The sequence below is a fragment of the Paraburkholderia sp. J94 genome, assembly GCF_905220285.1.
Taxonomy (GTDB): Bacteria; Pseudomonadota; Gammaproteobacteria; order Burkholderiales; family Burkholderiaceae; genus Paraburkholderia; species Paraburkholderia tropica_A.
Genome location: NZ_CAJMZH010000020.1, coordinates 23,663 through 49,594 on the forward strand (window position 1 = coordinate 23,663; position 25,932 = coordinate 49,594).

The 25,932-nt window shown below is 64.7% G+C and carries 23 protein-coding genes; 15 read left to right on the forward strand and 8 right to left on the reverse strand.

Annotated features, from left to right (window positions below; all coding sequences use genetic code 11):
* Window positions 1-18 precede the first annotated feature (18 nt).
* The 3 genes from uvrA (at window position 19) to U4Y88_RS32570 (ending at window position 7,528) form a co-directional block, all read left to right on the forward strand.
* Window positions 19-6,018, forward strand: coding sequence for an excinuclease ABC subunit UvrA (uvrA, locus tag U4Y88_RS32560; RefSeq protein WP_415774529.1), 6,000 nt, complete (start codon window positions 19-21; stop codon window positions 6,016-6,018).
* Window positions 6,019-6,317: 299 nt separating this feature from the next.
* The gene (locus tag U4Y88_RS32565) at window positions 6,318-6,548 is read left to right on the forward strand and encodes an H-NS histone family protein (RefSeq protein ID WP_224014899.1); all 231 of its coding nucleotides are present in this window, start codon (window positions 6,318-6,320) and stop codon (window positions 6,546-6,548) included.
* Between the two features lie 401 nt (window positions 6,549-6,949).
* Entirely contained in the window at window positions 6,950-7,528 is a 579-nt protein-coding gene (locus U4Y88_RS32570) for an NnrU family protein (protein WP_224014897.1), read from the forward strand.
* A gap of 212 nt (window positions 7,529-7,740) precedes the next feature.
* On the opposite strand, the gene pcaG is transcribed toward U4Y88_RS32570, so the two are convergent.
* Window positions 7,741-8,331 (reverse strand): protocatechuate 3,4-dioxygenase subunit alpha, encoded by a 591-nt coding sequence (pcaG, locus tag U4Y88_RS32575; RefSeq protein WP_310633512.1) that lies wholly within the window; start codon window positions 8,329-8,331, stop codon window positions 7,741-7,743.
* Entirely contained in the window at window positions 8,331-9,035 is a 705-nt protein-coding gene (pcaH, locus tag U4Y88_RS32580; protein ID WP_224014895.1) for a protocatechuate 3,4-dioxygenase subunit beta, read from the reverse strand. The genes pcaG and pcaH overlap by 1 nt, the downstream gene beginning before the upstream one ends.
* A 141-nt stretch (window positions 9,036-9,176) precedes the next feature.
* Between pcaH and pcaQ the strand changes: the two genes are divergently transcribed.
* Window positions 9,177-10,214 (forward strand): pca operon transcription factor PcaQ, encoded by a 1,038-nt coding sequence (gene pcaQ / locus U4Y88_RS32585; RefSeq protein WP_321788970.1) that lies wholly within the window; start codon window positions 9,177-9,179, stop codon window positions 10,212-10,214.
* Between the two features lie 34 nt (window positions 10,215-10,248).
* On the opposite strand, the gene U4Y88_RS32590 is transcribed toward pcaQ, so the two are convergent.
* Entirely contained in the window at window positions 10,249-10,923 is a 675-nt protein-coding gene (locus U4Y88_RS32590; protein ID WP_321788972.1) for an XRE family transcriptional regulator, read from the reverse strand.
* A 338-nt stretch (window positions 10,924-11,261) separates the two neighbouring features.
* Here U4Y88_RS32590 and U4Y88_RS32595 point away from each other — a divergent pair, with 338 nt between their 5' ends.
* The 4 genes from U4Y88_RS32595 to U4Y88_RS32610 all read left to right on the forward strand — a co-directional run bounded on the left by U4Y88_RS32595 (window position 11,262) and on the right by U4Y88_RS32610 (window position 14,313).
* A complete protein-coding gene (locus U4Y88_RS32595; RefSeq protein ID WP_224014890.1) occupies window positions 11,262-11,465 on the forward strand; it encodes a DUF6900 domain-containing protein in 204 nt (67 codons plus the stop codon).
* Between the two features lie 300 nt (window positions 11,466-11,765).
* Entirely contained in the window at window positions 11,766-11,897 is a 132-nt protein-coding gene (locus tag U4Y88_RS32600; protein ID WP_321788974.1) for a hypothetical protein, read from the forward strand.
* Window positions 11,898-11,985: 88 nt separating this feature from the next.
* Window positions 11,986-12,492 carry a hypothetical protein gene (locus tag U4Y88_RS32605; protein ID WP_321789114.1) on the forward strand — a complete coding sequence of 169 codons (507 nt, stop codon included), beginning with the start codon at window positions 11,986-11,988 and terminating at the stop codon, window positions 12,490-12,492.
* A 321-nt stretch (window positions 12,493-12,813) separates the two neighbouring features.
* The gene (locus tag U4Y88_RS32610) at window positions 12,814-14,313 is read left to right on the forward strand and encodes an aldehyde dehydrogenase family protein (RefSeq protein ID WP_321788976.1); all 1,500 of its coding nucleotides are present in this window, start codon (window positions 12,814-12,816) and stop codon (window positions 14,311-14,313) included.
* Between the two features lie 110 nt (window positions 14,314-14,423).
* On the opposite strand, the gene U4Y88_RS32615 is transcribed toward U4Y88_RS32610, so the two are convergent.
* The 4 genes from U4Y88_RS32615 to U4Y88_RS32630 form a co-directional block, all read right to left on the reverse strand.
* The gene (locus U4Y88_RS32615) at window positions 14,424-14,930 is read right to left on the reverse strand and encodes a metal-dependent hydrolase (RefSeq protein WP_224014885.1); all 507 of its coding nucleotides are present in this window, start codon (window positions 14,928-14,930) and stop codon (window positions 14,424-14,426) included.
* A gap of 112 nt (window positions 14,931-15,042) precedes the next feature.
* On the reverse strand, window positions 15,043-15,396 hold the full coding sequence (locus tag U4Y88_RS32620) for a sugar ABC transporter ATPase (protein WP_224014883.1): 354 nt from the start codon (window positions 15,394-15,396) through the stop codon (window positions 15,043-15,045).
* On the reverse strand, window positions 15,393-15,764 hold the full coding sequence (locus U4Y88_RS32625; protein ID WP_321788978.1) for a hypothetical protein: 372 nt from the start codon (window positions 15,762-15,764) through the stop codon (window positions 15,393-15,395). The genes U4Y88_RS32620 and U4Y88_RS32625 overlap by 4 nt, the downstream gene beginning before the upstream one ends.
* Window positions 15,765-15,802: 38 nt before the next feature.
* Window positions 15,803-16,969, reverse strand: a complete 1,167-nt coding sequence (locus U4Y88_RS32630) for a porin (protein WP_321788980.1) — start codon at window positions 16,967-16,969, stop codon at window positions 15,803-15,805.
* 765 nt (window positions 16,970-17,734) lie between these two features.
* Here U4Y88_RS32630 and U4Y88_RS32635 point away from each other — a divergent pair.
* Entirely contained in the window at window positions 17,735-18,259 is a 525-nt protein-coding gene (locus U4Y88_RS32635; RefSeq protein WP_224014879.1) for a hypothetical protein, read from the forward strand.
* Window positions 18,260-18,375: 116 nt separating this feature from the next.
* Here U4Y88_RS32635 and U4Y88_RS32640 read toward each other — a convergent pair whose 3' ends face one another.
* Window positions 18,376-18,822: a hypothetical protein gene (locus U4Y88_RS32640; protein ID WP_321788982.1), complete on the reverse strand. Its 447-nt coding sequence runs from the start codon at window positions 18,820-18,822 to the stop codon at window positions 18,376-18,378.
* Between the two features lie 237 nt (window positions 18,823-19,059).
* Here U4Y88_RS32640 and U4Y88_RS32645 point away from each other — a divergent pair, with 237 nt between their 5' ends.
* From U4Y88_RS32645 to ggt, 6 genes are all read left to right on the forward strand, one after another.
* Complete coding sequence (locus U4Y88_RS32645) at window positions 19,060-19,758, forward strand: CDP-alcohol phosphatidyltransferase family protein (protein ID WP_321788984.1); 699 nt, start codon at window positions 19,060-19,062, stop codon at window positions 19,756-19,758.
* Window positions 19,755-20,594 (forward strand): 2OG-Fe(II) oxygenase, encoded by an 840-nt coding sequence (locus U4Y88_RS32650; protein ID WP_321788986.1) that lies wholly within the window; start codon window positions 19,755-19,757, stop codon window positions 20,592-20,594. The genes U4Y88_RS32645 and U4Y88_RS32650 overlap by 4 nt, the downstream gene beginning before the upstream one ends.
* Window positions 20,591-21,601: a flippase-like domain-containing protein gene (locus tag U4Y88_RS32655; protein WP_224014871.1), complete on the forward strand. Its 1,011-nt coding sequence runs from the start codon at window positions 20,591-20,593 to the stop codon at window positions 21,599-21,601. Before U4Y88_RS32650 ends, U4Y88_RS32655 begins: the two co-directional genes overlap by 4 nt.
* Before the next feature lie 21 nt (window positions 21,602-21,622).
* Window positions 21,623-22,402, forward strand: a complete 780-nt coding sequence (locus U4Y88_RS32660; protein WP_224014868.1) for an NTP transferase domain-containing protein — start codon at window positions 21,623-21,625, stop codon at window positions 22,400-22,402.
* Window positions 22,403-22,583: 181 nt separating this feature from the next.
* Window positions 22,584-23,987, forward strand: a complete 1,404-nt coding sequence (locus U4Y88_RS32665; protein ID WP_310631727.1) for an MFS transporter — start codon at window positions 22,584-22,586, stop codon at window positions 23,985-23,987.
* Window positions 23,988-24,142: 155 nt separating this feature from the next.
* Window positions 24,143-25,873, forward strand: a complete 1,731-nt coding sequence (gene ggt, locus U4Y88_RS32670; RefSeq protein WP_321788988.1) for a gamma-glutamyltransferase — start codon at window positions 24,143-24,145, stop codon at window positions 25,871-25,873.
* Window positions 25,874-25,932 lie beyond the last annotated feature (59 nt).

Below are 25,932 nucleotides of genomic sequence, written 5' to 3' on the forward strand. Positions count from 1 at the left end.
GCGAGTGATCCAGCCGGAATGCCAGCGCAAGTGAGCGATAACCGATCCATCCGTATCCGCGGTGCCCGCCAGCACAATCTCAAGAACCTCGATCTCGATCTGCACACCGGCGAAATGACGGTCGTCACCGGGCCGTCCGGCTCGGGTAAATCGAGTCTCGTGTTCGACACCCTTTACGCGGAAGGCCAGCGCCGTTACGTCGAAACGTTCAGCGCCTACGCGCGCCAGTTTCTCGACCGCATGGACCGTCCGCAGGTCGATCGCGTGGACGGCGTGCCGCCCGCCATCGCCATCGACCAGACCAATCCGGTGCGTAGCTCGCGCTCGACGGTCGGCACGATGACCGAGCTGAATGACCACCTGAAGCTGCTCTACGCGCGCGCCGCGAATCTGTTCGACCGCGTGACCGCGCAGCCCGTGCGCCACGACACGCCCGAAACGATCTACGCCGAACTGCTCGCGCGCACGGCGGTGGGCGATCCGCGTCTCGTGGTGACGTTCCCGGTCGAACTGCCGGACACGACCACCGAGGAAGAGGTCGCGCAATGGCTGTCGGCGAGCGGTTACACGCGCGTGCAGGCGCAGCGCGAAGTGAAGACGGCCGACGGCACGCGCAAGGTGCTCGATGTGGTCGCCGACCGCTTCCGCTTGCAGAACGCTGAAAAGAGCCGCGTGGTCGAGGCCATCGAAGCCTCGCTCAGGCGCGGCGCGGGGCGCGTGAACATTTATGTCGTATCGGAAACGGATGCACAAGCCGAGGTTTCCGATACGAAACCCGAGCCGACGATCTGGCGTTTCTCGACCGGCCTGCATTGCCCGGACAGCGATCTGCGTTATGCCGATCCGCAACCGGCGCTGTTCTCGTTCAACTCCGCCTACGGCGCCTGCGATGCGTGCCGCGGTTTTGGCCGCGTGATCGGCGTCGACTGGGGTCTCGTGATTCCCGACGCGCGCAAGAGCCTGCGCGGCGGCGCGATCAAGCCGCTGCAAACGCCCGCGTGGAAGGAGTGCCAGGACGATTTGATGCGCTACGCCGCGAAGGCGGGCATTCCGCGCGATACGGCGTGGTCGGAGCTGACGCAGGCGCAGCGCGACTGGGTGATCGACGGCGCGCCGGACTGGAAGGGCAGCTGGCAAACGCAGTGGTACGGCGTCAAACGCTTCTTCCAGTATCTGGAATCGAAGGCGTACAAGATGCACATCCGCGTGCTGCTTTCGAAGTACCGCAGCTATACGCCGTGCGAAACCTGCGGCGGCGCGCGCCTGAAGACCGAAGCGCTGCAATGGCGTCTGGGCAGCCAGCAGAACGCCGACGAAGTGCTCGCGCCCGCCGCGCGTTTCATGCCGCACGGCGTGGACTGGACGCGCGCGCAACTCGAAGCGCTGCCGGGCCTCACGCTGCACGATGTCATGCTGCTGCCGATCGAGCGCATCCGCCGCTTCTTCGACGATCTTTCGCTATCCTCAACGTTGCTCGACGACGCGCTGAAGCTGCTGCTCGCCGAAGTGCGTACGCGCCTCAAATATCTGTGCGATGTGGGCCTCGGTTATCTCACGCTCGACCGCCAGAGCCGCACGCTGTCGGGCGGCGAGGTGCAGCGTATCAACCTGACCACGGCGCTCGGCACCTCGCTTACGAAGACGCTGTTCGTGCTCGACGAGCCGAGCATCGGCCTGCATCCACGCGACCTGAACCGCATCGTCGAAGCGATGCAGCGCCTGCGCGACGCGGGCAACACGCTCGTGGTCGTCGAACACGATCCGTCCGTGATGCTGGCGGCCGACCGCCTGATCGACATGGGCCCGGGTCCGGGCGAGCGCGGCGGCTCAATCGTCTACGACGGCACGCCCGACGACATCCGCTCGTCCGGCACCTTGACGGGCGAATATCTGGGTGGCCATCGCGCCGTTGCGGATGCCTCGAACTGGGAGCGCCGCCCCGTCGATGCGAAAACGCCGACGCTGCTGCTCGAAGGCGCGAGCGAACATAATCTGCGCGACGTGACGGTCGAGTTTCCGCTGCAACGTCTCGTCTGCGTGACAGGCGTCTCGGGTTCGGGCAAATCGACGCTCGTGCAGGACGTGCTGTATCCGGCGCTCGCGCGCCATCTGGGCAAGGCCACCGAATCGCCGGGCGTGTTCCGAAACCTGAGCGGCGCCGAGCAGATCAGCGACGCCGTGTTCGTCGATCAGTCGCCCATCGGCAAGACCGCGCGTTCGAATCCGGCCAGCTACGTGGGCGCGTTCGACGAGATCCGCAAGCTGTTCGCCAAGGCGCCGCTCGCGAAGCAGCGCGGCTATACGGCGGGCATGTTCAGTTTCAACTCGGGTGAAGGCCGCTGCCCGACTTGCGGCGGCTCGGGCTTCGAGCACATCGAAATGCAGTTCCTGAGCGACGTGTATCTGCGTTGCCCGGATTGTGACGGCAGCCGCTATCGCCCCGAAGTGCTCGAAGTGAAGATCGAGCGCGGCGGCCGTGCATTGTCGGTCGCCGACGTGCTCGACCTGACCGTCAGCGAGGCGGCGCAGTGCTTCAGTCAGGATGCCGAAGTATTGCGCGTGATCCAGCCGATCGTCGACGTGGGCCTCGAATACGTGAAGCTCGGCCAGCCCGTGCCCACGCTGTCGGGCGGCGAGGCGCAGCGTCTGAAGCTCGCGGGTTTTCTTGCGGAAACGGCGCAGTCGCGCGGCAAGGAAAAGAGCGTGGGCGGCCGTCTGTTCATGTTCGACGAACCGACCACGGGCCTGCATTTCGACGACATCGCCAAGCTCATGCGCGCGTTCGGCAAGCTGCTCGCGGGCGGCCATTCGCTGCTCGTGATCGAACATAATCTCGACGTGATCCGCGCGGCCGACTGGCTCATCGATCTCGGTCCCGAAGGCGGCGATGCGGGCGGCGAAGTCGTCTGCGTCGGCAAGCCCGAGGACGTGATCGCCTGCCCGCGCTCGCACACGGGCGCGGCGCTCGAACGCTACGAAGCCGCGCTCGGCAGCGCGAATGGCGTGCTCGTCGCCGAGGAAGAGGGCGTCGCGTTGCAGACGGCCTTGCGTGCCGCGCAGGCGCGCCGCGAGATTCAGGGCGAGGACGTGGTGCGCATCGTGAATGCGCGCGAGCACAATCTCAAGGCGCTCGACGTCGACATTCCGCACGGCCGTTTCAACGTGATTACCGGCGTGTCCGGGTCGGGCAAGTCCACGCTCGCGTTCGACATTCTTTTCCACGAAGGTCAGCGCCGTTACCTCGAATCGCTGAACGCCTACGCACGTTCGATCGTGCAGCCCGCGGGCCGTCCCGAAGTGGATGCGGTCTACGGCATTCCGCCGACCGTCGCGATCGAGCAGCGTCTGTCGCGCGGCGGCCGCAAGAGCACGGTCGCGACCACCTCGGAAGTCTGGCACTTCCTGCGTCTGCTCTATGTGAAGCTCGGCGTGCAGCATTGCGTGCACGACGGCACGCCGGTCACGTCGCAAAGCGTCGATGCGATCGTCGCGCAACTGCTGCGCGAGCATCGCGGCCAGCATGTCGGTCTGCTCGCGCCGCTCGTCGTGAATCGCAAGGGCGTCTATACGGATCTCGCGAAGTGGGCGAAGGGGCGCGGCAACACGCATCTGCGTGTGGACGGCGAATTCGTGCCGGTCGCGCCGTGGCCGAAGCTCGACCGTTTCCGCGAGCACACGATCGAATTGCCGGTCGGCGATCTCCTGATCGAGCCTGAAAACGAGGCACAATTGCGCGCGCTGCTCGACGCGACGCTCGACGCGGGCAAGGGCGTCGTGCATCTGCTTGCGCCGCTCGACGGTCTCGACGGCGCGCTCGAAAACGGCGGCTCGACGCTCGGCATCGGCGAAGTGAAGGTGCTGTCGACGCGGCGCGCGTGTCCGGTCTGCGGCACGAGTTATCCCGAGCTCGATCCGCGCATGTTCTCGTACAACAGCAAGCATGGCTGGTGCACGACCTGCGTGGGCACGGGCCTCGCGCTCACGCGCGAACAACGCGCGGTCTACGACGATACGGTGATGTCCGCCGACGATCGCGGCCGCGAACAGACCTTGCCGTCGGAGGAGCAGGAGCCGGACGGCATGGTCGACGAACCGTGCCCGGATTGCCACGGCACGCGCCTGAATCCGGTCGCGCGCGCGGTGACGTTCGATGAACAGCCGATCGTCGATGTCGCGCAATGGACCGTGGGCGAAACGCGCCGCTGGATCGAATCGCTCGAACTCAATGGCCGCGACGCGCAGATCGCGCGCGACGTGATCAGCGAAATCCGCAGCCGTCTGCAATTCCTCGAAGAAGTCGGGCTCGGTTATCTGAGTCTCGATCGCGCCGCGCCGAGTCTCTCGGGCGGCGAGGCGCAGCGCATTCGTCTCGCGGCGCAGCTCGGCAGCAATCTGCAGGGCGTGTGCTACGTGCTCGACGAACCGACCATCGGTCTGCATCCGCGCGACAACCAGATCCTGCTCGACGCGCTGCGCAGTCTCAACGACAAGGGCAATACGCTCGTGGTCGTGGAGCACGACGAGGACACGATTCGCCGCGCCGATCACATCATCGATATCGGGCCGAGCGCGGGCAAGCGCGGCGGACGCGTGGTCGCGCAAGGCAAGGTCGCCGACCTCGCCGCGCAGCCGGACTCGCTCACGGGCCGCTATCTCGCGCATCCGATCGTGCATCCGCTGCAACCGCGCCGCGAAGTGAAGGCCGCGCGCGCGGGCCGCGAAGCCGTGCCCGAGCAATGGCTCACGGTGCATGGCGGCAAGCTGCACAATCTGCGCAACGTGACCGCGCACATTCCGCTTGGCCGCCTCGTGGCGATCACGGGCGTGAGCGGCTCGGGCAAGTCGACGCTCGCGCGCGACGTGCTGCTCTCGAATCTGCTCGACGCGGTGGGCCGTTCGGTATTGTCGTCGCCGGCGGTGCGGCGCGCGCGCAAGGCGGCGAAAGAGACTGCGCCGAGCGCGGCGGAGCGCCGTTCGAGCGTGCTCGCGCGCACGAGCGCGAAGCCGAAGCTCGACGTTGCGCATACGTGGCAAGGCTGCGAATCGATCAGCGGATGGGAAAGCATCGACCGCGTGCTCGAAGTCGATCAGACGCCGATCGGCAAGACGCCGCGTTCGTGTCCCGCGACCTATATCGGCGTGTGGGATGCGATTCGCCGCCTGTTCGCCGACACGCTCGAAGCGCGCGCGCGCGGCTATAGCGCCTCGCGTTTCTCGTTCAATACCGGCGACGGACGCTGCCCGGCCTGCGAGGGCCAGGGCGTGCGCACGATCGGCATGAGCTTCCTGCCGGACGTGAAGGTGCCGTGCGATGTCTGTCACGGCCAGCGCTTCAACCCGGAAACGCTCGCGGTGAGCTGGCGCGGCCGCAATATCGGCGAAGTGCTGACGATGGAGATCGACGAAGCCGTCGAGTTCTTCGGCGCGATCACGAGCATCGCGCATCCGTTGCAGTTGATGAAGGACGTCGGACTCGGCTATCTCACGCTCGGCCAGCCGTCGCCGACGCTCTCGGGCGGCGAGGCGCAGCGCATCAAGCTCGTGACGGAACTGTCCAAGGTGCGCGACGACATCACGCGCCGCGGGCAGAAGGCGCCGCACACGCTTTACGTGCTCGACGAGCCGACCGTCGGCCTGCATATGGCGGACGTGGCGCGGCTGATTCGCGTGCTGCATCGTCTCGCGGATGGCGGGCATAGCGTCGTCGTGATCGAGCATGATCTCGACGTGATCGCCGAAGCCGACTGGATCATCGACCTCGGGCCGGAAGGCGGCGTGGGCGGCGGCACGATCGTCGGCGCGGCGGACCCGGAAGGGCTCGTGAAGGTGGCCGCGAGCCATACGGGCGTGGCGCTCAAGCCGGTGCTCGCGCGCGTGGCGAATGCGTCGGCGAACGCGGTGGAAGGCGATGTGGAAAACGCGGTGAAAAGCGAGGCGGCGTCGGCTGGCGAGGCGTCGTCCGAGGCCGATGGCACAGCGCGCAAAGGGGCGCAAAAGCGCCGCGCGTCGGCGTCGTGAGGAGGTGCCTGCGCGTGCCCGCAACGGGCCGCGCAGGCCGGAAACCGCTTGATCTGGGCGGCTCGCGCAAGGTATGATCGGTTCCGCTTGCAGCAAACAGCCGCACACCCATAGCGGCGATTCTGGCGAGCGGAGCAGCGGACCGCAATCCCCTCCGAACCGGTCACGGGTTCCACAGCCCAGACCACCTCATCAGTGCAGCAAGGCTTCGCAGTACGAGCGAAGCCTTTGTCTTTTCAGGGCAGACGAATCGATATCGATCGGCACCTTGCCCTTGGCGATGCGAGAGGAATTAACCGATGTTCGACCTCGACGGTGAGGCGCGCGAACGGCTCATCCTGTGGATTCAACACCGCATGGAAGAGTACGGCATTACGCTCGAAGATCTTGAGTCATCAATAGCCGAAAGCCAACGGCAACCGAAGTACCGGGATGCGTTTGGCAATAGCTGGAACGGGGAAGGCGAAATGCCGAGCTGGCTTCTGCGTTATAAGCACGCAGGCCAGGATATCGAGCATTTCCGCTGCTGATGACGGCCTGTACGGCACGTGGCACGGGCGTTTGCCCGGGGCGGCGTTCGTAATCGCGTTGGTCGATTTTGCCGGATGGCAATCCGGCTTATTGGCCATTTCCGGTATATTTTTCAGCGATGTTTTAATAATACTATTTGGTTCATTATGGCCATTAAAATGGCCGGGCGGATTCGCCGGTTCGGGTGCGTCCGTATTCTGCTTCGTCCGCTTCTTCTGTTAGGCGATTAATGCGGATGCGTCGCGCGGGCCATTTGCATTGGCGGCGCCGGTCAGTTGCGCGACACTGCACGCCGTCTTGTGATAAAGGACGGTGAGCGTTTAAGCGAACCTGGACCGACAGCTTTGCATGGGACCCAAGTAAGCGCTAAAGCGCTAACTTGGGCCGACAGGAGGCGACAATGGCGTTACTGGTGTTGGGTCTTGCGATCTTCATCGGCGTGCATTCGATCCGCATGCTGGCCGGGCCGTGGCGCGCCGCGCAAATCGAACGCTTCGGCATCCGTGCGTGGCGCGGCGTGTTCGCCTTGCTGTCGATACTCGGCGTCGTGCTCACCGTCGCCGGCTACGGGCTCGCACGGCGCTATCCCGTCCCCATCTGGCTGCCGCCGCACGGCATGGCGCACCTCGTCGCGCTGCTCACCGCGATCGCCTTCGTGATGATCGTGGCGGCCTACGTTCCCGGCAATCACATCAAGCGCGCGCTCGGCCAGCCCTTCGTCAGCGGCGTGGCGCTCTGGGCGTTCGCGCATCTGCTCGCCAACGGCACGCTGCACGCCATCGTGCTGTTCGGCGTGTTCCTCGTCTGGTCGCTCGTGGAAGTGCGTGCGGGCCGCCGCCGCGATCGCGAGGCCGGCGTGGTCTATCCGCCCGGCAGCGCGAGCCGCGACGCGCTCGTCGTCGTGATCGGTCTGGTCGCGTGGGCCGTGTTCGGGTTCTGGCTGCACGGCGTGCTGATCGGTGTGCGGCCGCTCGGCTGAGACGCGTTTCAGGCGCACACGGTCACGTCCGCGCACATCCGCGAAACCCAAAAAAAAGAAGCCCGCTCATGGCAGGCTTCATCAAGGTACAGCTCGGAGTTCCGCGATCAGATCGCAGTGCGGGCGATCTTAGGGTACGTTCATGAAAGGCGCGTGAAAGTCATGCGTTTTTCATTCAGTGCGGCGCGCTCCGTGTGTCGTGACATGCGCGATCAGAGATCGAAGAACACGGTTTCGCGTTCGCCCTGCATCACGATGTCGAAGTGATAGACGATGTTGCCCGCCTGCTCGCTGCGTCGCGCGATCAGCGTATCGCGGCGCGCTGCGGGCACCGACGACAGCACCGGATCGGCCGCGTTCGCTGCCGCTTCGTCGTCGAAATAGACGCGCGTGAAGGTGTGCGTGAGCATGCCGCGCATCATCACGATCACGTTCAGATGCGGCGCCTCGCCGGCGTTCTCGACGCCCGGCTTCACGGTGCGCACGATGAAGCGCTGCTCCGGGTCCGTGCCGGTGCCCACGCGCGCAAAGCCGCGAAAACCCGTCTCGGCGATCTGCTCGCGCGACTGCGGATACTGGCCGCTGGCATCGACCTGCGAGAACTCCAGCATCGCGTCGAAGACCGGCTTGCCGTCGCCGTCGATCACGCGGCCGATCAGCGAAATGTGCTCGCCGGGCGTCTGCGTGCCGACGATATCGGCGCTGAACAGGCTCTTGAAATCGAAGTTGTATTGCTGCGGGCAGAGGCCGTAGGCGAAGTACGGGCCAACGGTCTGCGAGGGCGTTTCCTTGAGTGCCATGATCAACGCTCCATCGGGGTTTCGTTGGGGCCGCGCAGCACGATGTCGAATTCGTAGCCGAGTGCGTAGCTGTCTTCGGTGGTGTCGAGCGAGAAGCGCGAAATCATGCGCTCGCGTGCCTGCTCGGGCGTGCCTTGATAGATCGGGTCGAACGCGAGCAGCGGGTCGCCGGGGAAATACATCTGCGTGACGAGACGCGAGCCGAAGTAATCGCCGAACAGCGAGAAGTGAATGTGCTGCGGACGCCAGGCGTTCGGGTGATTGCCCCAGGGATACGCGCCCGGCTTGATCGTCAGGAAGCGATAGCGGCCTTCGTTGTCGGTCACGCAGCGGCCCGCGCCGAGGAAGTTCGGGTCGAGCGGCGCATCGTGCTGATCCTGCTTGTGGACGTAGCGGCCGGCGGCGTTCGCCTGCCAGATTTCCACGAGCGTGTTGCGCACCGGCTTGCCGCCGATGTCGAGCACGCGGCCCGTGACGATGATGCGTTCGCCGAGCGGTTCGCCGTTGCGCACCGCGTTACGCGTGAGGTCGTTGTCGAGCGTGCCGAGATCTTCCGCGCCGTAGACGGGTGCGTGCAGATTGCGCAGTTTGTCCTTCAGGGGGATCAGGGGCAGCGTGGGACCGCGTTTGACCGATGAGCGATACGGCGGATACACGAACGCCGGATGCGAGTCGAAGTCGCGCGGCGACAGGATGGACTCGTCCATGGGGTTGTCTCCTGGCAGATTTGTGGGAAGTGGATTTATGCCGCGCGGCGGACGGTCGCGTTGCGCGGATGACATCCACTTTATCCAAGGGGAAAAGTTATGCAAAATGATGTTTTATCGCATCTCGTATAACGGATCGTTATGGAAAACCGACTTGCGGATTCGCGCGTCAAATTCCGGCATTTGCAGTGTTTTCTCGCGGTGGCGCAGTTCGGCAGCGTGCAGCAGGCGGCGGAAAGCCTGTCGGTGACGCAGCCCGCCGTCTCGAAGACCATCGCCGAGCTGGAGTCGGCGCTGGGCGTGAAGCTGTTCGAGCGCGGCCGCCACGGCGCGGTGCCCACGCACGAGGGGCAGTTGTTCATGCCGCACGCGAGCGCGTGCGTGAGCGCGCTGCGTCAGGGCGTGGCCTTGCTCGCGCGCGACGAGGGCGCGGTGGCGGCGACGCTCGAAATCGGCGTGTTGCCGACGGTGGCCACGGCGCTGCTGCCCGACGCCATGCGGCGCTTCGCCGGCGAGTGGCCGCGCGTGAGCGTGCGGCTGCTGACGGGGGCCAACACGGAACTGCTCGAACGCCTCAAGGCGGGCGCGATCAGCTTCGCGGTGGGCCGTCTCGCCGATCCCGAGCGCATGGTGGGCCTGAGTTTCGAGCAGCTTTACAACGAGCCGATGACGGTGGTCGTGCGCGCGGGCCATCCGCTGTTGCAGGGCGTGGGCGCGGCGCGGCCGCTCGCGCAGTTCCCGACGCAGTTTCCGCTGGTGCTGCCGCCGTTCGGCACGCTGATCCGCCAGGCGGCGGACAGTCTGCTGGCGGCGTGGGGCGCGCCGCCGCTGACGTCGTCGGTGGAGTTGCTGTCGGTGTCGGTCGGGCGCGCGATGGCGCTGGAAAACGACGCGGTGTGGTTCGTGCCGTCGGGCGCGGTGGAGTACGACCTGCGGCACGGCGCGCTCGTGCGCCTGCCCTTGCCGGTGGCGGGCGGCGAGGAGCCGGTCGGCCTGATCCAGCGTACCGACACGCAGCCCTCGGCGGTGGGCCGCGCGCTGATCGACGCCATGCGGGCCGCTGCGCGCGAACGCGATGCGGCGGCGCACGCGGCCGCGTCGGGACGCCGGGCGCGCAAGCGTCAGCCCGAGCCGGTGGTCACGGAAAAACCGGGCCGCGCGAGCCGTTCCAGCGGGTAAAGCCGCCGAAACCGCCGAAGCCGCGCGTGTTTCCTCAAGCCGACGAAAGTTTCCTTTTGGAACGCATCGGCTTCGCGGCGGGCGCCGCTTCTTCTTCCTGCGCGGGCGAGCCGGGCACGGCGGCGCCGGTGGACATCCAGATCACGACGGCGTCTTCCTCGCTGGTCGAGACCGCGTAATGGCCGGTGCGGCTGTCGAAATAGAGACTGTCGCCCGCTTCGAGCTGCGTGGGCGTGTAGAGCTCGGTGTAGAGACACACGCTGCCGCTGAGCACATAGATGAATTCCTCGCCCTCGTGGCGGCCCCAGTCGTCGAAGGCGTCGGTCGAATGCGCGGTGATGCGCACGAGAAACGGCAGCATGGCCTTGTGCGCGAGTTCGGTGGCGAGCAATTCCATCTCATAGCCGCGATACGCATGCGGTTTGCCCGCGCCGCGCCGCGTGAGCGCGCGACGGCCGCCGAAATCGGCCCTGGGCGTGGAGCCGAACAGTTCCACGAGGTCGATGTTCAGACCGGCGACGATCTTCTGCAGCACGTCGAAAGTCGGCGACATCAGGCCGTTTTCGATCTTCGAGAGCGTCGAGCGCGACACGCCGCAGACGCGGCTGGCGTAGTCGATCGTCAGATCCTGGGCGAGACGCGCGGCGCGGACGCGGCGTCCGAGGTCGGCGGTCGACGAGCCGGCCGATGGCACGAGCGGGGTTTCCATGAGCGGGATCTGAAATGGGGACTGGGGCTGGCAGGTTTCCGATCATAGCAAAACGTCGCGTTTAGGAAACTCGGCCAGATGGCCAGTGTCGTGGATTTGCGCGGGGCGCGTCGCGGTCTGGGGCGTCTGCCGTGCGGGCCTGAACGCCGCCGAAATCGTTTAGGGCTTCGAATTGACAATCCTTAAAGATTGCCGCGGATCTTACTGGTGTCGGCGCTGTCTTTCAATGTAGTAAGAATTCGAATAGAGCCTCGATATGCGTCGCGGCGCCGCGTGAAGAACGCTATCCCCGTCCTTATTATTAGATTGGATGAGAAGGATCAAATGGAGTAAAGAAAATGTATGACGAACGCCTCGAATTATTGCTGGCCATCTCGCGTAGAACGCTCGGTATCGAGCGCTTCGAACTGACCGGAAAGCAAACCGCCGACTTTCACCTCGTGAGCGCGGAAGACGTCGGCCGCGCGCTGGAAACCGCCTACGACGCCGGTTTGATCATCGGCCATCGCATGGGGCGCGCGGAATGCACGGAAGAAACGTGAGCACGATGGCTACGCGGCGTGTTCGGGCTGGCCGCTCGGTTGGATACGCTGCGTGCTGGTTTGCCGCCGTCCGCTGCGCGGGCGGCAATGTGCGGTTCAGCGGTTGACCTGACTTCCTCTTTCTCCGCCCAAGCCTCCGATCCCTCTCTGACCCGGGTCCTCGACGTTGGGCATCGGCGCTGCGAATTCTTCGCTTCCTCGCGCTGCTCCGCGATTGTCAGGCGGCTTTTTGCATTCCTCGCGCCGCGCGAGGCCCGTTGCTACGATCCGAGCCCCGCATTCAATCGATCGGAGCAATCCATGAAGTCCATCCTCATCGCACTCGCCGCGCTGGGTATCGTCGCGGCCGGCGTTTCGTCGGCACAGGCCAGCGTGCATCACGACTGCCACAAGGTCCGCGTGCATCACCACTGGGAAAAGCGCTGCCGCTAAAGCGCCGGTGCGGTCCCACGAGCCCCGCAATCGCTGCGGGGTTTTTTGTTGATCGCGAGATCTTTGCGTAACGATTCGAGGAGTAGCGATGCTGAAACTGTGGCTGGCGGCTGGGGCCGCTGTTGCGTTGGCGGGGTGCGTGGTCGGGCCGGGGTATGGGGCGGGTTACGGCTATGGCGATCAGGGCGGCGCTCAGGTTTATCAGGCGGCGCCGGTCTATGGTTCTGCGCCGGCTTACGGGCCAGGCTACGGCGCGGTGAGTTCGGTCGAAATCGCGGTTGGCGGTCGTCGCGATGATGGCGAGCGTCGGGGCGGCGACACTCGCCACGGCCAGCCGCAAGCCGACGATCATCGCGGACGCGGTCCCGACCAGGCGCGGCCCGCCTACGGCCAGCGCGGAGCGGGCGGGCCTGCTGCGAACGCCGCGCCTGCCAGCCGTGACGGCTGGGGGCATGCGCCGGGCTCGAACGGCGCGGCGCAGAATCGCCAGGGCGGCGCCAGCGGGCAGGGCGGCCAAGGTGGTCAAGGCGGTCCGAATCGCTGGCGCGGCGCTCAAGATGCGCAGGGCGGACCGGGCAACGGTTCCGCGCGCTAACGATTTTCCATCGATGCCGCCGCTTCTGGCGCGGACGATCGGGCGGCGGCTTCGCACCGCCACCTCACACGTTTCCCGCGCCCGATTTTTCTCATTTTCCGATAGGAAACGCGTCCCTTCGCTCAAAAGTTTCTGATCGGAAACTCTTTCGCCGCGCCTATCCTTTCTGCTCCAGACTCACGCAATCACGCGCTGTGGCTTGCCATACGGGCATTCCGCCCCCGCGCGCCGTCCATTTTTTCCCGTCTTGATGCGCTATCGGGTGCCGTGTATAGTCGGCGCACGAGAGTTTGTTTCTTATCGGAAATAAAAGGATCGGTCATGAACGCAGCGCGTATTCTTGCCGACCTCGGCATTTCAGAAGAGGCCGGGTCGGGTGACATCGTAGTCAAATCGCCGATATCCGGCGAAGCCATCGGGCGCGTCGCGAGCCAGTCGCCCGCCGATGTAGACGCCGCGCTCATGCGCGCGCACGCCGCATTTCTGCAGTGGCGCAACGTGCCGGCGCCGCGCCGCGGCGAACTGGTGCGCTTGCTCGGCGAGCGCCTGCGCGCCCGCAAGGAAGCGCTCGGCAGCCTCGTCTCGCTGGAAGCCGGCAAGATCCTGCAAGAGGGACTCGGCGAAGTGCAGGAGATGATCGACATCTGTGATTTCGCGGTCGGTCTCTCGCGGCAACTCTATGGCCTGACCATCGCCTCCGAGCGTCCCGGCCATCGCATGGCGGAAAGCTGGCATCCGATGGGCGTGTGCGCGGTGATTTCCGCGTTCAATTTCCCCGTCGCGGTCTGGTCCTGGAATGCGGCGCTCGCGCTTGTCTGCGGCAATCCCGTGATCTGGAAGCCCTCGGAGAAAACGCCGCTCACCGCGCTCGCGGTGCAGAAAATCATGGACGACACGCTGCGCGCCTTCGGCGATGCGCCCGAGGGGCTCGTCTCGCTGGTGGTCGGCGGACGCGACGTCGGCGAAAAACTTGTGGCCGATCCGCGTGCGGCCATCGTCAGCGCGACCGGCAGCACGGAAATGGGCCGCGCGGTCGGCGTCGCTGTGGCGCAGCGTTTCGGGCGCGCGATTCTCGAACTGGGCGGCAACAATGCGGGCATCGTCACCGCGAGCGCTGATCGCGAACTCGCGCTGCGCGGCATTCTGTTCTCCGCCGTCGGCACGGCGGGGCAGCGCTGCACCACGCTGCGCCGGCTGTTCGTGCACGAGAGCGTCTACGAGGCCACCGTCGAGCGCCTGAAACAGCTCTACGCGAAGGTGCCGATCGGCAATCCGCTCACGGCGGGCACCTTGATGGGACCGCTGATCGACGCGCGCGCATTCGAGCAGATGCAAGCCGCGCTTGATCAGGCGCGTGCGGAGGGCGGCAAGGTGACGGGCGGCGAGCGCGTGAATGTCGATGGCTTGTCGAACGGCTATTACGTGCGCCCCGCGCTGGTGGAAATGCCGTCGCAAAGCGCGGTCGTGCTCAAGGAAACTTTTGCGCCGATTCTCTACGTCATGAAGTATCGCGAGTTCGACGAGGCCGTGGCCGCGAACAACGCGGCGGCGCATGGTTTGTCGTCGTGCGCGTTCACGACCGATCTGCGTGAGGCCGAGCGTTTCCTCTCGGCGTCGGGGAGCGATTGCGGCATTGCGAACGTCAACATCGGACCGAGCGGCGCGGAAATCGGCGGCGCATTCGGCGGCGAAAAGGAAACCGGCGGCGGACGCGAATCGGGCTCGGATGCGTGGAAGGGCTATATGCGGCGCGCGACGAACACGGTGAATTATTCGTCGGCGCTGCCGCTCGCGCAGGGTATCGACTTCACGCTGGACTGATGTACACAGACGGGCGGCTCAGGCCGCCCGTTTTCACGCTCGGCGGACACGGGCAAGTCACTGAGAAAGTCACCGAGCGCTTCACCGATTTACTTCGGAATCCCGATCAATCAGACGAGTCGGCGCAGCGGTTCCAGCGACCAGCTATGCGGTACGCCGTGCACGGCGAAAAACCAGGCGGCGACCCACGACGCGGCGACCACGATCAGATCGCAATGTCCGCTGCGCCACAAGTTCAGCGAATGACGGCGCACGATCCAGGGCACGCCGAGCGGATTCGGCCAGTCCGCGAACAGATGGATCAGTCCGCCGCACGCGAAGCCGAAGGCGGGCGCGGCCCACATCTGATGGCCCAGTTCGCGATACGAGCCCACCAGCAGCGCGATCCAGCCGATGCCCCAATGCGTGATCGTGCGATGCGTGATCCACAGGCGACGCTTCTTGCTCCACCAGGCGACTTCGAGCCAGTCGGGTGCGGTGCCGCCCGCGACGCCCGCGACGAACGCGAGCGCGGCGTAAAGATGCCAGGGACCGTCGGCTCCCATGCGCGTGACGAGGGCGGCGGCGATGACGCCTGCTGCCCATCCGGTGGCGTGATGTGCGGTCCCTGAAGCCATGAAGCGATGCCGTGCGAAGTCGAAAGGGCGCACATCATCGCAGATGTGACCGCTTCGTGACAGGGGTTCGGCGCAGTAAATAAATCATGCGCCGGCCGTTACGTTCAACGCATCAGGTCGTGCAGCGCGCCACGTCGAAGCGCAGCTTTTCTTCAGGCGGATCGTCGGAGGTGGACGCGCCGTGCGTGACGCGAATCACCGAGCCGTAGTTGTTCGGCGTGAGCGTGACGAAATACGAGGCGTTCGAACGCGAGCCCACCGTGAGTTCGGTGGTGCTGCCCGAGCGCGATTCGTGCACGTTCGAGAGACGGTCTTCGAGGCAATTCGCAATCGACGACGGCGAACGCGCCGAGGACGCGTAGATCATCGTTTCGCCATTCGAGGCGGTGCTGGAGGGCGACGATCCGCAGGCTGCGAGCAGCGCGAAAGGCAGGACGGCGGCGAGGCGTTGCGTAAGCGTATTCATGGCGGTGTGACGAATGCAGATCGAAAGGCAGTGCGGGACTGCGGAAGCTGCATAAGAGTATACGCACGCAGGATGCGGCAGAGGCCTCGCATATCGTAAAAAGATGCAACAGCGAAGAGGGAACACGCGGCGCGCGTCGGCGAGTTGTTGATCGGACGAAGAGAAAGAGGGAAGCGCCCGGCAACGACGAAGCGATTGAAGTATCCGGCGAAGAGGCACGCATCGAGCGCCGCGCTTGCATCGACTCGTGCAACCCGATTCTCGCAACCCGACTCACGCAACCCTTCGCTCAAGAAAAAACGCACATGCGCTTGTGCCGCATGTGCGTTGTGCGTGAAGCGGAACGAGCGGCGGATTGCGCTGCCCATTCCGCTGATCCGCGCTTCGGCGCGCGCCGATGAGCGCGTTAGAAGCGGTGACGCAGACCGATCGTCGCGGCGATCTGGTTGTTCGTCGACGACGGCGACAGCGTGTTGATCGCCGCCACGTTCTGCAGACTCTGGCCCGCGTTGTTCACACCGAGCGAACCTGAAGCGTGCTGGTACACGCCGGCCAGGTAGACGTCGGTGCGCTTGCTGAGCGAGTAGTCGGTGCCGAGCACGACGGTGTGCCACTTCGGGCTCTGGTCGCCCGTCCCCGTGCCCGTGACGGTGCCGTCCGTGAACGTGTACGAACCGATGAACGCGAGCGCCGGTGTGAGGTGGTACGCGCCGTTGATTTCGTAGTTGTCCATGTGCAGGTTCAGGCCGCTCACGCCGGCGAGCGTCGCGCCGCCGCTGCCGAGGCTTTGCAGGCCGTCGATCTGCGAATGCGACCACACGAAGCCGACTTGCGCCGGGCCGTACGTGTAGTTCGCGCCGACGCCGAAGCTGCGTTGCAGGCGCGCCGAGATGTTCGAGTCAGCCGACGCGGCGCCGCTCGTATTGCCGCCCACCGTGCCCGAGTTGTTCAGTTGCAGGTAGCCGGCCGCGACGTTCAGCGGACCGTTGCTATACGATGCGCCCGCGCTCCATGCGCGGCTGTTCGCGAAGCCGTCGGCCTGGTTCGAGAAGCCGTACATGCCGCCGAACTGGAAGCCCGCGTAGTTCGCGCTGGAGTACTTGACCGCGTTCTTGATCGAGAACGTCTGGGCGAAGTTGTCGTTGTCGAACGGGTGGCCCGCGAGGTTGTTGCCGAAGCCCGCGCCGGCTTCGGAGAGCGGCGCGAGGTACTGGTTCATCGAGTCGTACTGGCGGCCGAGCGTCAGGGCGCCGTACTGGTCGCTTTGCAGGCCGACATAGGCCTGACGGTTGAAGATCGTGTCCGATTCGCTGAACGAGCCGTTACCGATGTTGAAGCCGCTTTCCAACTTGAAGATGGCCTTCAGACCGCCACCGAGGTCTTCAGAGCCCTTCAGGCCGAAGTAGTTGTGCGACAGCGCGCCGCTGCCCTGGGCCCACAGGCTGTGGCCACCAGCGTTGTTCGCGTAGACGATGCCGGCATCGAGAGAGCCGTAAAGGGTGACGCTGCTTTGCGCATGCGCGCTCATGGCAAAGGCACCGAGAACGCCAGCGAGGATGAGGGTTTTTTTCATGCTTGTTAACTCCGGGACAGTACTTGGGAATCTCACGAAAGCCGCGTTGCTGCGCTGACATTCGTGGTCTGACGATTCGAGGCCCAGTGTATTCTCGTAAATCAGAACATTCGTACTGTTCGGGGAAACAATACATTCTTAATATTGTAGAAGTCGCACTAATTAACGTAAGTCACTGGGTTATAAGCATTTTTTCATGCTGGAAATAGATGCGACAAAATGTGACGGCGATAAAATCTGTTGCGTCATTACGACGTACCGGGAGGCCCTGTCAGACGGGCGTTACAGAAGATGACGAAATATTCGCTACGGTATTCTGCCGATTTGTGGAAGGTATTGTTCCAGATTATGTGACCCACATCAGCGATGCCCGGCGGTACAATTTCTCTGCCCCTTGACCAAGGGTGGTCTTTTTTCATCTGTTTTTACGCGGCCCCCGGGCCGCGTTTTTTTTGCCCGATTTCCTGCATTTTCCTTTCTTCTAAAATCTGGAAGAGTCTGTTGCAAAATAGGAAATCAGGAACTTTCTCGCTTATTAATGATTTGATTTTGTCGTGAATCATTAATCGAGACGATTTCACGTGACTTTACGTGCCAGTTTTCGGGTGTCCCTCGCGTGTGCCCTCGCTTGCGCCCTATAAAGGCCGAAAAACGGATAAAGCGCCGCCTGAATGGCGTGCCTCGCGGCCGCATCGGCACTTGCGGGTAAAATCCTGCCCCCAGCCCGCTAAAACGGGCCGTCCGCAGAACCCGATGGAACCCGCCATGACCGACGCCTCAACCGAACTCCCCGACGACGCCTTTGACGACCCGACCGCCACCGACGCGGCCGACGAGATCAAGGAAGCGCGCCTGTGGCACAAGGACGGCTGGATGGCGCGCGTTATCAAGAACGAGGACGACGACGGCTGGGCGGTCGAGATGATCAAGGACGGCGAGCCGGAGCCCGCGCTGGTCGGCCCGTGGACGATGGGGCGCGACAAGAAGAATCCGAAGCCGCTCGATACGTCGGCGTTCAATACGCTCGTGAAGACCGCCTCGGAGGTGCTCCGGCGCCACGAGCAGCAGTTGCGCGCGCTGATGCACAAGCGCATCGGCGTGAGCACCGCGGATGGCGATGTCGACGTCACGCTCGACATCGTGCCCGACGAGTACGAGCCCTATGCAACGCTCACGGCCTTCGATGCGTACGGCGAGCAGATTGCGCAGGCGCGCGTCGCGCCGAACTTCAAGCTCACCAAGGCGCGCGCCGAGTCGTGGGCCGAGGGCGGATTCGGCCGTATCGAATAGCGGGGCGCTGGACGGGCGGCGCAGCCTTGCGGGCGCTCCCATTTGATATGCAACTAACAGCCAAACCCGCACGACGCCGCCCAACGCGCCGCGCGAGTGCGCTTAATCCATCGCGCTTAATCCTGCTGACAGAAGATCGCCGTCAGAAGCGGGCCCGCATGATGGACGATCGCATGATTGCCGGCCGCGTTGAGCGCCGCCTGCACCCGGCTCTGCGTGGCGACCACGACCGCGCCATAGGCCGAACGGCCGATGGGCTTGCCGTCGCCGGTCTTGAACAGCGGATCGTCCTGCTGGAAGCCCACGATGGCGAACACGCTGAAGCCGTAAGCGGTCAGACGCTGGCCGTGAGCGGGCCAGAACGCGTTGATCGAGTTGCTTTCCACGCGCATGGGTTTCGCGTCGATCAGCTTCTGGTCGATCAGGCCCGACACGAAATCGTGCGCGGATTCCTGGCAGGTCAGCGCGTCGTCGAGGGTGGCGGCGCGGGACGTGAGGGGCGCGAAAGCGAGCGCCGTGGCGAGAAGGGCGGCAGCGGGAGCCGCAAAAGTCAGACGTTTCATTGGAATTCTGGCGATTAAGCTGCGCCTGCGTGGCAGGCGTCACCCGATATTCGGTACCGGGCCGGTGCGAGGTCTGAACTCTACGCGGGATCGTTTAATTTTGCTCGCGAGGCCGCCCGGAGCATGTGCGCCGCGCCGCCAACGGGCGCATTCAGGCGGCGTGCGGGCGCGCTTCCAGCGCCCTTCGACTGTCGGAAAACCTGCAAGTTTTCTGGAAGCCGTATATATTTCCCGGTTATGACTGGAAAAGACCAACCTGCAAAAACGGCACCCCGCGCGGTGCCGTTGCCGCGTACCTGGGACGCGCGCGTCGCGCGCTGGCTCGTCACGCCGCTCGTGCCCACCCGCGTTACCCCGAATCACCTGACCACGCTGCGCCTGCTGATCGGTGTCGCCGGCGCCTTCTATCTGGCGCGGGGCGATTTCCTGAACGTCAATATTGGCGCATTTCTGATCGTTTTGTCGAATTTTGTTGATCACACTGACGGTGAGCTCGCGCGCATCAGTGGTAAAACCAGCCGGATCGGCCATTTCTACGATCTCGCTGCCGACGCGCTCACGACCATCCTGCTGTTCTTCGGCATGGGTTACGGGCTCGGCGTGCAGGCGGCCGCCAGTGCGAACTGGCATGTGCCGCCGGCAATCCTCGGCGGCGTCGCCGGTATCGCGGTCGCGGTGATCTTTTTCCTGCGCATGCGTATCGAGGAAATGGCCGGCAAGGCCGGCACCCAACAGGCGTTCGTCGGCGGGTTCGAAACGGAAGACGTTCTCTATCTGTTGCCGCTCGTCACGCTCACCGGTATCGTGGCGCCGTTCGTCGTGGCCGCGTCCATCGGGGCGCCGTTGTTCGCCATTTACGTGGTGCTCGACTATGTGCGCGTAACGCGCCGCACGCGGCCAGGCAAGGAAACCCGTCAGGTTTGGATCAGCAGATGAGTGTGCAAGCAGAAGAGCAGGTGGTCGCGCCGGGTGTGCGCGACAGTAGCGGGGCGAGTGCGTCCATGCAGTCAGGGGACGCGGATGCCGCGGTCGGCCGGGCAACGGGCGACCTGAATACGAATCAGTTGCGAAACGAGTACGTCGATCAAGGCTCGTTCCTTTATCTCTCCGAATTCCTGCCCGCGGACGCGACGCAGCGGCTCATCGACGCCGCCAACGCGTTGATGCCCGAGGTCAACCGCAATTTCATCCCCGGCCACAAGGCGGGTGGCAGCGTGAGCCGCCACACCATCGACCGTCTGCAGCCGTGGATCGCCGAACTGTATCGCTCGCCCAAGCTGATCGCGTGGCTGGAGAACATCACGGGCGACAAGCTCCAGCTCTCGCCGCCCGACGATCCGCACGCGTACGCGCTGTATTACTACACGCGCGCGGGCGATCACATCGGCTGGCATTACGACACGTCCTACTACGACGGCCGCCGCTATACGGTGCTGCTCGGCGTGATCGACGACTCGTCGTGCATTCTCGATTACGAGCTGCACACGCGCGATGAAAACAAGCCCGACGAACCCGGCGCGGTGCAGTATCCGCCGGGCGCGCTCATTCTTTTCGACGGCGACAAGCTGCGGCATCGCGTCACGCCCAGCCGCGAAGGCGAAGTGCGCGTCTCGCTCACGCTCGAATACGTGACGAACCCGAACATGCGCCCGTGGCGCCGCTTCATCTCGAACATGAAGGACGCGATCGCGTACTTCGGTTTCCGTCAGGTGTTCCGCAAGGCGCTGCAATCGGCCACGGGCGGCGCGCGCAAGACCGGGGGATCGGTGTGAGCCGTGCTGCCATCCTGCTGTTGTCGATCGGCACGGCGCTCTTTATCGCGCTGCTCGCGTGGCAGGGCCTCGGCTCGGTCACGGGCGCGCTCGCGGCGGCTGGCTGGGGTCTCGCGCTCGTCGCGGCCTTCCACGTGGTGCCGCTCGCGCTCGACGCGGCTGCCATCGCCGTGCTGTTCAAGAAGGGCGAGCGCGTGGACCAGCGTCACGCGCTGCTCGCGCGCTGGAGCGGCGAGGCTGTGAACAGCCTGCTGCCGGCCGGCCAGATCGGCGGTCCGGTTGCAATGGTGCGCCAGCTTGCGCAGCGCGGCATGCTGATGCGCGACGCGGCCGCCGCCATCACCGTCAGCACCACGCTGCAAGCGGTCGCGCAGATCGTCTTCGCGGTGTTCGGCATCGTGCTCTTTTCGGCTTACGCCGCGAACGGCGCGCCGCGCGATCTCGGTATCGCCGCGCTGATCGCGACCGTCGTGCTCGGCGGTCTCATCGCTCTGTTTTATGTCGCGCAGCGGCGCGGTCTGTTCGGCCGTCTGCTGCGCATCGCGTCGAAGCTGTTCGGCAAGCGCGACTGGTCCTCGCTGGCCACGCGCGCCGACGCCATCGACGCTGCCGTCAAGGCGCTCTACGCCGAACGCGGCCGTGCGGCGGCCAGCTTCACGCTGAGCCTCGCGGGCTGGCTCGTCGGCACCGCGGAAGTGTGGCTCGCGCTGCATTTCCTCGGCCATCCGGTGAGCTGGGTCGACGCGCTGCTGCTCGAAAGCATCGGCCAGGCCATTCGTGGCGCGGCCTTCGCCATTCCGGGCTCGCTCGGTGTGCAGGAGGGCGGCTATCTGCTGCTCGCGCCGCTCGTCGGCCTGCCGCCGGAAGCGGCCCTCGCGCTCTCGCTCGCCAAGCGCGCGCGCGAAATCCTGCTCGGTCTGCCGGGCCTGCTGTATCTGCATTTCAGCGAACGAAGCTGGCAACGCCGGCGCGCCCTGCGTGTGCCCGCTGTCGAAATCGCCGATTGATTTTTTTCTCCCAAGGAACGCATGCGCGCCATCATTCTTGCGGCAGGCCTCGGCCTGCGCCTTCAGCAACGCGCTGGAGAACAGTTTCCGAAATGTCTGCTGCAATTCGAGGGCGTGTCGCTGCTCGAACGCCACCTGCAGATGCTCGAAGCGGCAGGTGTCACCGAAGTCGTGCTCGCGCTCGGCTTCCAGCCTGAACTGGTCGAAGCGGAACTCAAGCGCATCAACTGGCCGCACAAGGTCGAAGTCGTGATGAATCCGCGTTTCGATCTGGGCAGCGTGCTCACCGTGCATCGCACGGCCGAAGCCATCACGCGCGGCGGCGACGTGCTGCTCATGGACGCCGACGTGCTCTACGACGAACGCGTGTTCGCGCCGCTCGTCGCGGGCGAGGCGCCCACGAACCGTCTGCTGATCGACCGCGACTTCGAAGCCGGCGACGAACCCGTGAAGCTGTGCCTGCGCGACGGCGTGCCCGTCGAACTGCGCAAGCAGCTCGCCGTGGGCCTGCAGTACGACACGATCGGCGAATCGGTCGGCTTCTTCCGCCTGAACGAAGCGACCGCGCGCCGTTTCGCGCAGATCGTCGAAGGCTACGTCGATACGGGCCGCGCGAACCTGCCGCACGAAGAAGCGCTGCGCGATCTGCTGCTCGAACGCGGCGCCGAATTCGACACGGCGGACGTGACGGGCGCGCCGTGGATCGAGATCGACTTCCCGAACGATGTGACGCGCGCGGCCGAAGAAGTGCTGCCGCAACTCGCGCCGGTCGTGAGCCGCCTGAAGCAGACGGCAGAGTAAGCGCTCGCGCGAACCGCTGTCGCTGAAACGCCGTAGAAAAGGCCGTGAAGGCCGTGAAGTTCGCTTCACGGCCTTTGTGTTTTTAGCGCGGCTTCATCTGTTGCCGAGCCACCGCGTTTTGCAACACAGTGCCATAATGGTGCCTTTACGCCATCAGCCGCGCTGATCGTCGTTCCTGCCCATGCCCCTTGCCCTCGGCACTTTCATCGTTCCGCTCATCGTCGCGTGCTCGATGTTCATGGAGAACGTGGACGCGACGGTCATCGTCACTTCGCTGCCCGCGCTGGCCCGCGATCTCGGGCAAGATCCCATCACCCTCAAGCTCGCCGTCACGAGTTACGTGATCGGCCTCGGCGTGTTCATTCCGATCTGCGGATGGGTGGCCGACCGCTTCGGTTCGCGCAATGTGTTTCGCACGGCCATCGGCATTTTCATGACCGGTTCGCTGCTGTGCGCGGCGTCGCGCTCGCTCGAAATGTTCGTGGCCGCGCGCTTCGTGCAGGGCATTGGCGGCGCGATGATGGTGCCGGTCGGGCGCATCATCATTTTCCGTTCGCTGCCGAAGTCGGACTTCATTCGCGCGGTCAACTATCTCACGGTGCCCGCGCTGCTCGGGCCGGTCGTGGGGCCGCCGCTCGGCGGTTTCATCACCACCTATCTGCACTGGCGGCTGATTTTTTTCGTGAACATTCCGATTGGCGTGTTCGGCATCTGGCTCGCGAACCGGCATATCGCGAACATGCACGAGGAGCATCCGGGGCCGCTCGACTGGCTCGGTTTTCTGCTCTCGGCGGGTGGCGCGTCGCTGTTCATGCTGGGCTTGTCGCTCGTCGGCGGCCAACTCGTTTCGAATACGAAAGCGGTGACGATGTGCGTGGTCGGCGCGATCCTGCTCGCGATCTACTGGTTCTATGCGCAGCGCGCCGAACGTCCCGTGCTCGATCTGAAATTCCTGCGCATTCCGAGTTTCAACGCGAGCGTGGCGGGCGGATCGCTGTTTCGCATCGGCCTGGGCGCGGTGCCGTTCCTGTTGCCGCTCACGCTACAGGAAGGTCTGGGCATGACGGCGTTCGCGTCGGGCGCGATTACCTGCGCGTCGGCGTTCGGCTCGATCTTCATGAAGTCGATCGTCTCGCGCGTGCTCGGACGCTTCGGTTTCCGGCGCACGCTGATCGTCAACGCGGCGATCGCGGGCGCGGCCATCGCGGTCTGCGGGCTGTTCTCGCCGACCACGCCGGTGTGGCTCATCTGGCTCGTCGTGCTGGCGGGCGGGCTCTTTCCGTCGCTGCAATTCACCGGCCTCAATTCGCTCGCCTACGCGGACATCGAGACGAAGGACATCGGCCGCGCGACCAGCGTCGCGAGCGTGATCCAGCAGGTGTCGCTGGGTCTGGGCGTGACGATCGCCGGGATCGTGCTGGAAGTTTCGCATCGTGTACAAGGCCATTCGACCATCGTCTGGTCCGATTTCTGGCCCGCATTCTTCGTGGTCGGACTCTTCTCCGTGGCCTCGATTCCCGTGACGATGCGCCTGCCCGCCAATGCTGGCGACGAGATCGCGCGCGGCAGCCGCGGCAAGGCCTGATACGCGGTACTTCCATGAATCGGCGCCGTAGCGTTATCGGCGGATCGCCGGATCGCAAACGATTTCTGCGCGTGCTATAAGCGCTGTAACCAGGCCAAAAGCCCGGTGAAAGGTGGTTGACGTTACGCGATGAACCGAATCATGGAGGTCACTCAATGAAGCTGGTCGATAGAACGAAAATTTCCGCAGCCGCTCTCGCACTCATTTCGCTTTCCGCTTTATCGGCGGGCTTTCTCGAAGCCACGCCCGCATTCGCGAAAGACACGCAGCAACATCCGGCGGTCCTCAACGCATCGGCGGTCGCCGTCGCCGACAAATACGCGGCCGACGCCGCCGAGCAGATCTTCAAGGCGGGCGGCAACGCGGTCGACGCCGCGGTCGCCATCGCCTTCACGCTGGCCGTCACGTATCCCGAAGCCGGCAATATCGGCGGCGGCGGTTTCATGACGCTCTACGTGAACGGCAAGCCGTATTTCCTCGATTATCGCGAGCGCGCGCCGCTGGCCGCCACGCGCACGATGTATCAGGACGACAAGGGCAACGTGATTCCCGGCAAGAGCCTTTATGGCTACGACGCCGTGGGTGTGCCGGGCACGGTCGAGGGCATGTGGGAAGCGCAGAAGCGCTTCGGCAAGCTGCCCTGGAAGCAGGTGCTGCAACCGGCGATTCAATACGCCCGCGATGGGTTCGTCGTCGACGAACTGCTGGCGAAGCGCCGCGAGGAGGCGTCGAAGGAATTCGGCGGCAAGACCAATTTCGATCAGTACTTCGGCGACATGAAGGAGGGCGCGACGTTCAAGCAGCCCGATCTCGCCAACGTGCTCACGCGCATCGCCAGTCAAGGCGCGAAGGACTTCTACGACGGCAAGACGGCCGACCTGATCGCGGCGTCGATGAAGGGCCACGGCCTCATCACGAAGCGCGATCTGCAGGAGTACAAGGCCGTGTGGCGTCAGCCGGTCGAGGCGAAGTGGAACGGCTATGAAGTGATCACCGCGCCGCCGCCGAGTTCGGGTGGCGTCGGCCTCGTGCAGCTGCTCAAGATGAAGGCGATGCTCGCGCCGCAATTCAAGGACGTGACGCTCAACTCGCCGCAATACATTCATCTGATCGCGGAGATCGAGAAGCGCGTGTTCGCGGACCGCGCGCAATATCTCGGCGATCCCGACTTCTACAAGGTGCCGGTCGCGCAACTGACCGACGACGCCTATCTCGCGAAACGCGCCGCCGAAGTCGATCCCGACAAGCCCTCGGACACGAAGAGTGTGCAGGCGGGACTCGGCACCTCGATGCCGGAAAAGGCCGAGACCACGCACTTCTCGGTGGTCGACAAGTGGGGCAATGCGGTCTCGAACACGTACACAATCAACGGCTATTTCGGCTCGGGCGTGGTGGTGCCGGGCGCGGGCATCGTGCTCAACGACGAAATGGACGACTTCTCCGCGAAGCCCGGCGTGCCGAACATGTTCGGCGTGGTCGGCAGCGACGCGAATGCGATCGCGCCGAAGAAGCGTCCGCTGTCCTCGATGTCGCCAACCATTCTCACGAAGGACGGCAAGGTGGCGCTCGTGATCGGCACGCCGGGCGGCTCGCGCATCTTCACGTCGATCTTCCAGGTCATCAACAATCTCTACGACTTCAAGATGCCGTTGAAGGATGCCGTGGGCGCGATGCGTTTCCACCATCAACTGCTGCCGCCGAACACGATTTTCTGGGAGCCGTACCAGCCGATCGACGGCGATCTCGCCAAGCAGGTCGAGGCGAAGGGCTATGTGCTGAAGGGCCAGGATTTCAACGGCGACATTCAGGCGATCCGCATCGACGGCCAGACGCCCGAGGCCGCCTCCGATCCGCGTGGCCGTGGCGTGACGCGCGTGATTCCCTGAGCTTGCGCCGACCTTCGTCTGCGTGTGTTCGCGGGGAGGAATTACCGAATCGATGCGCC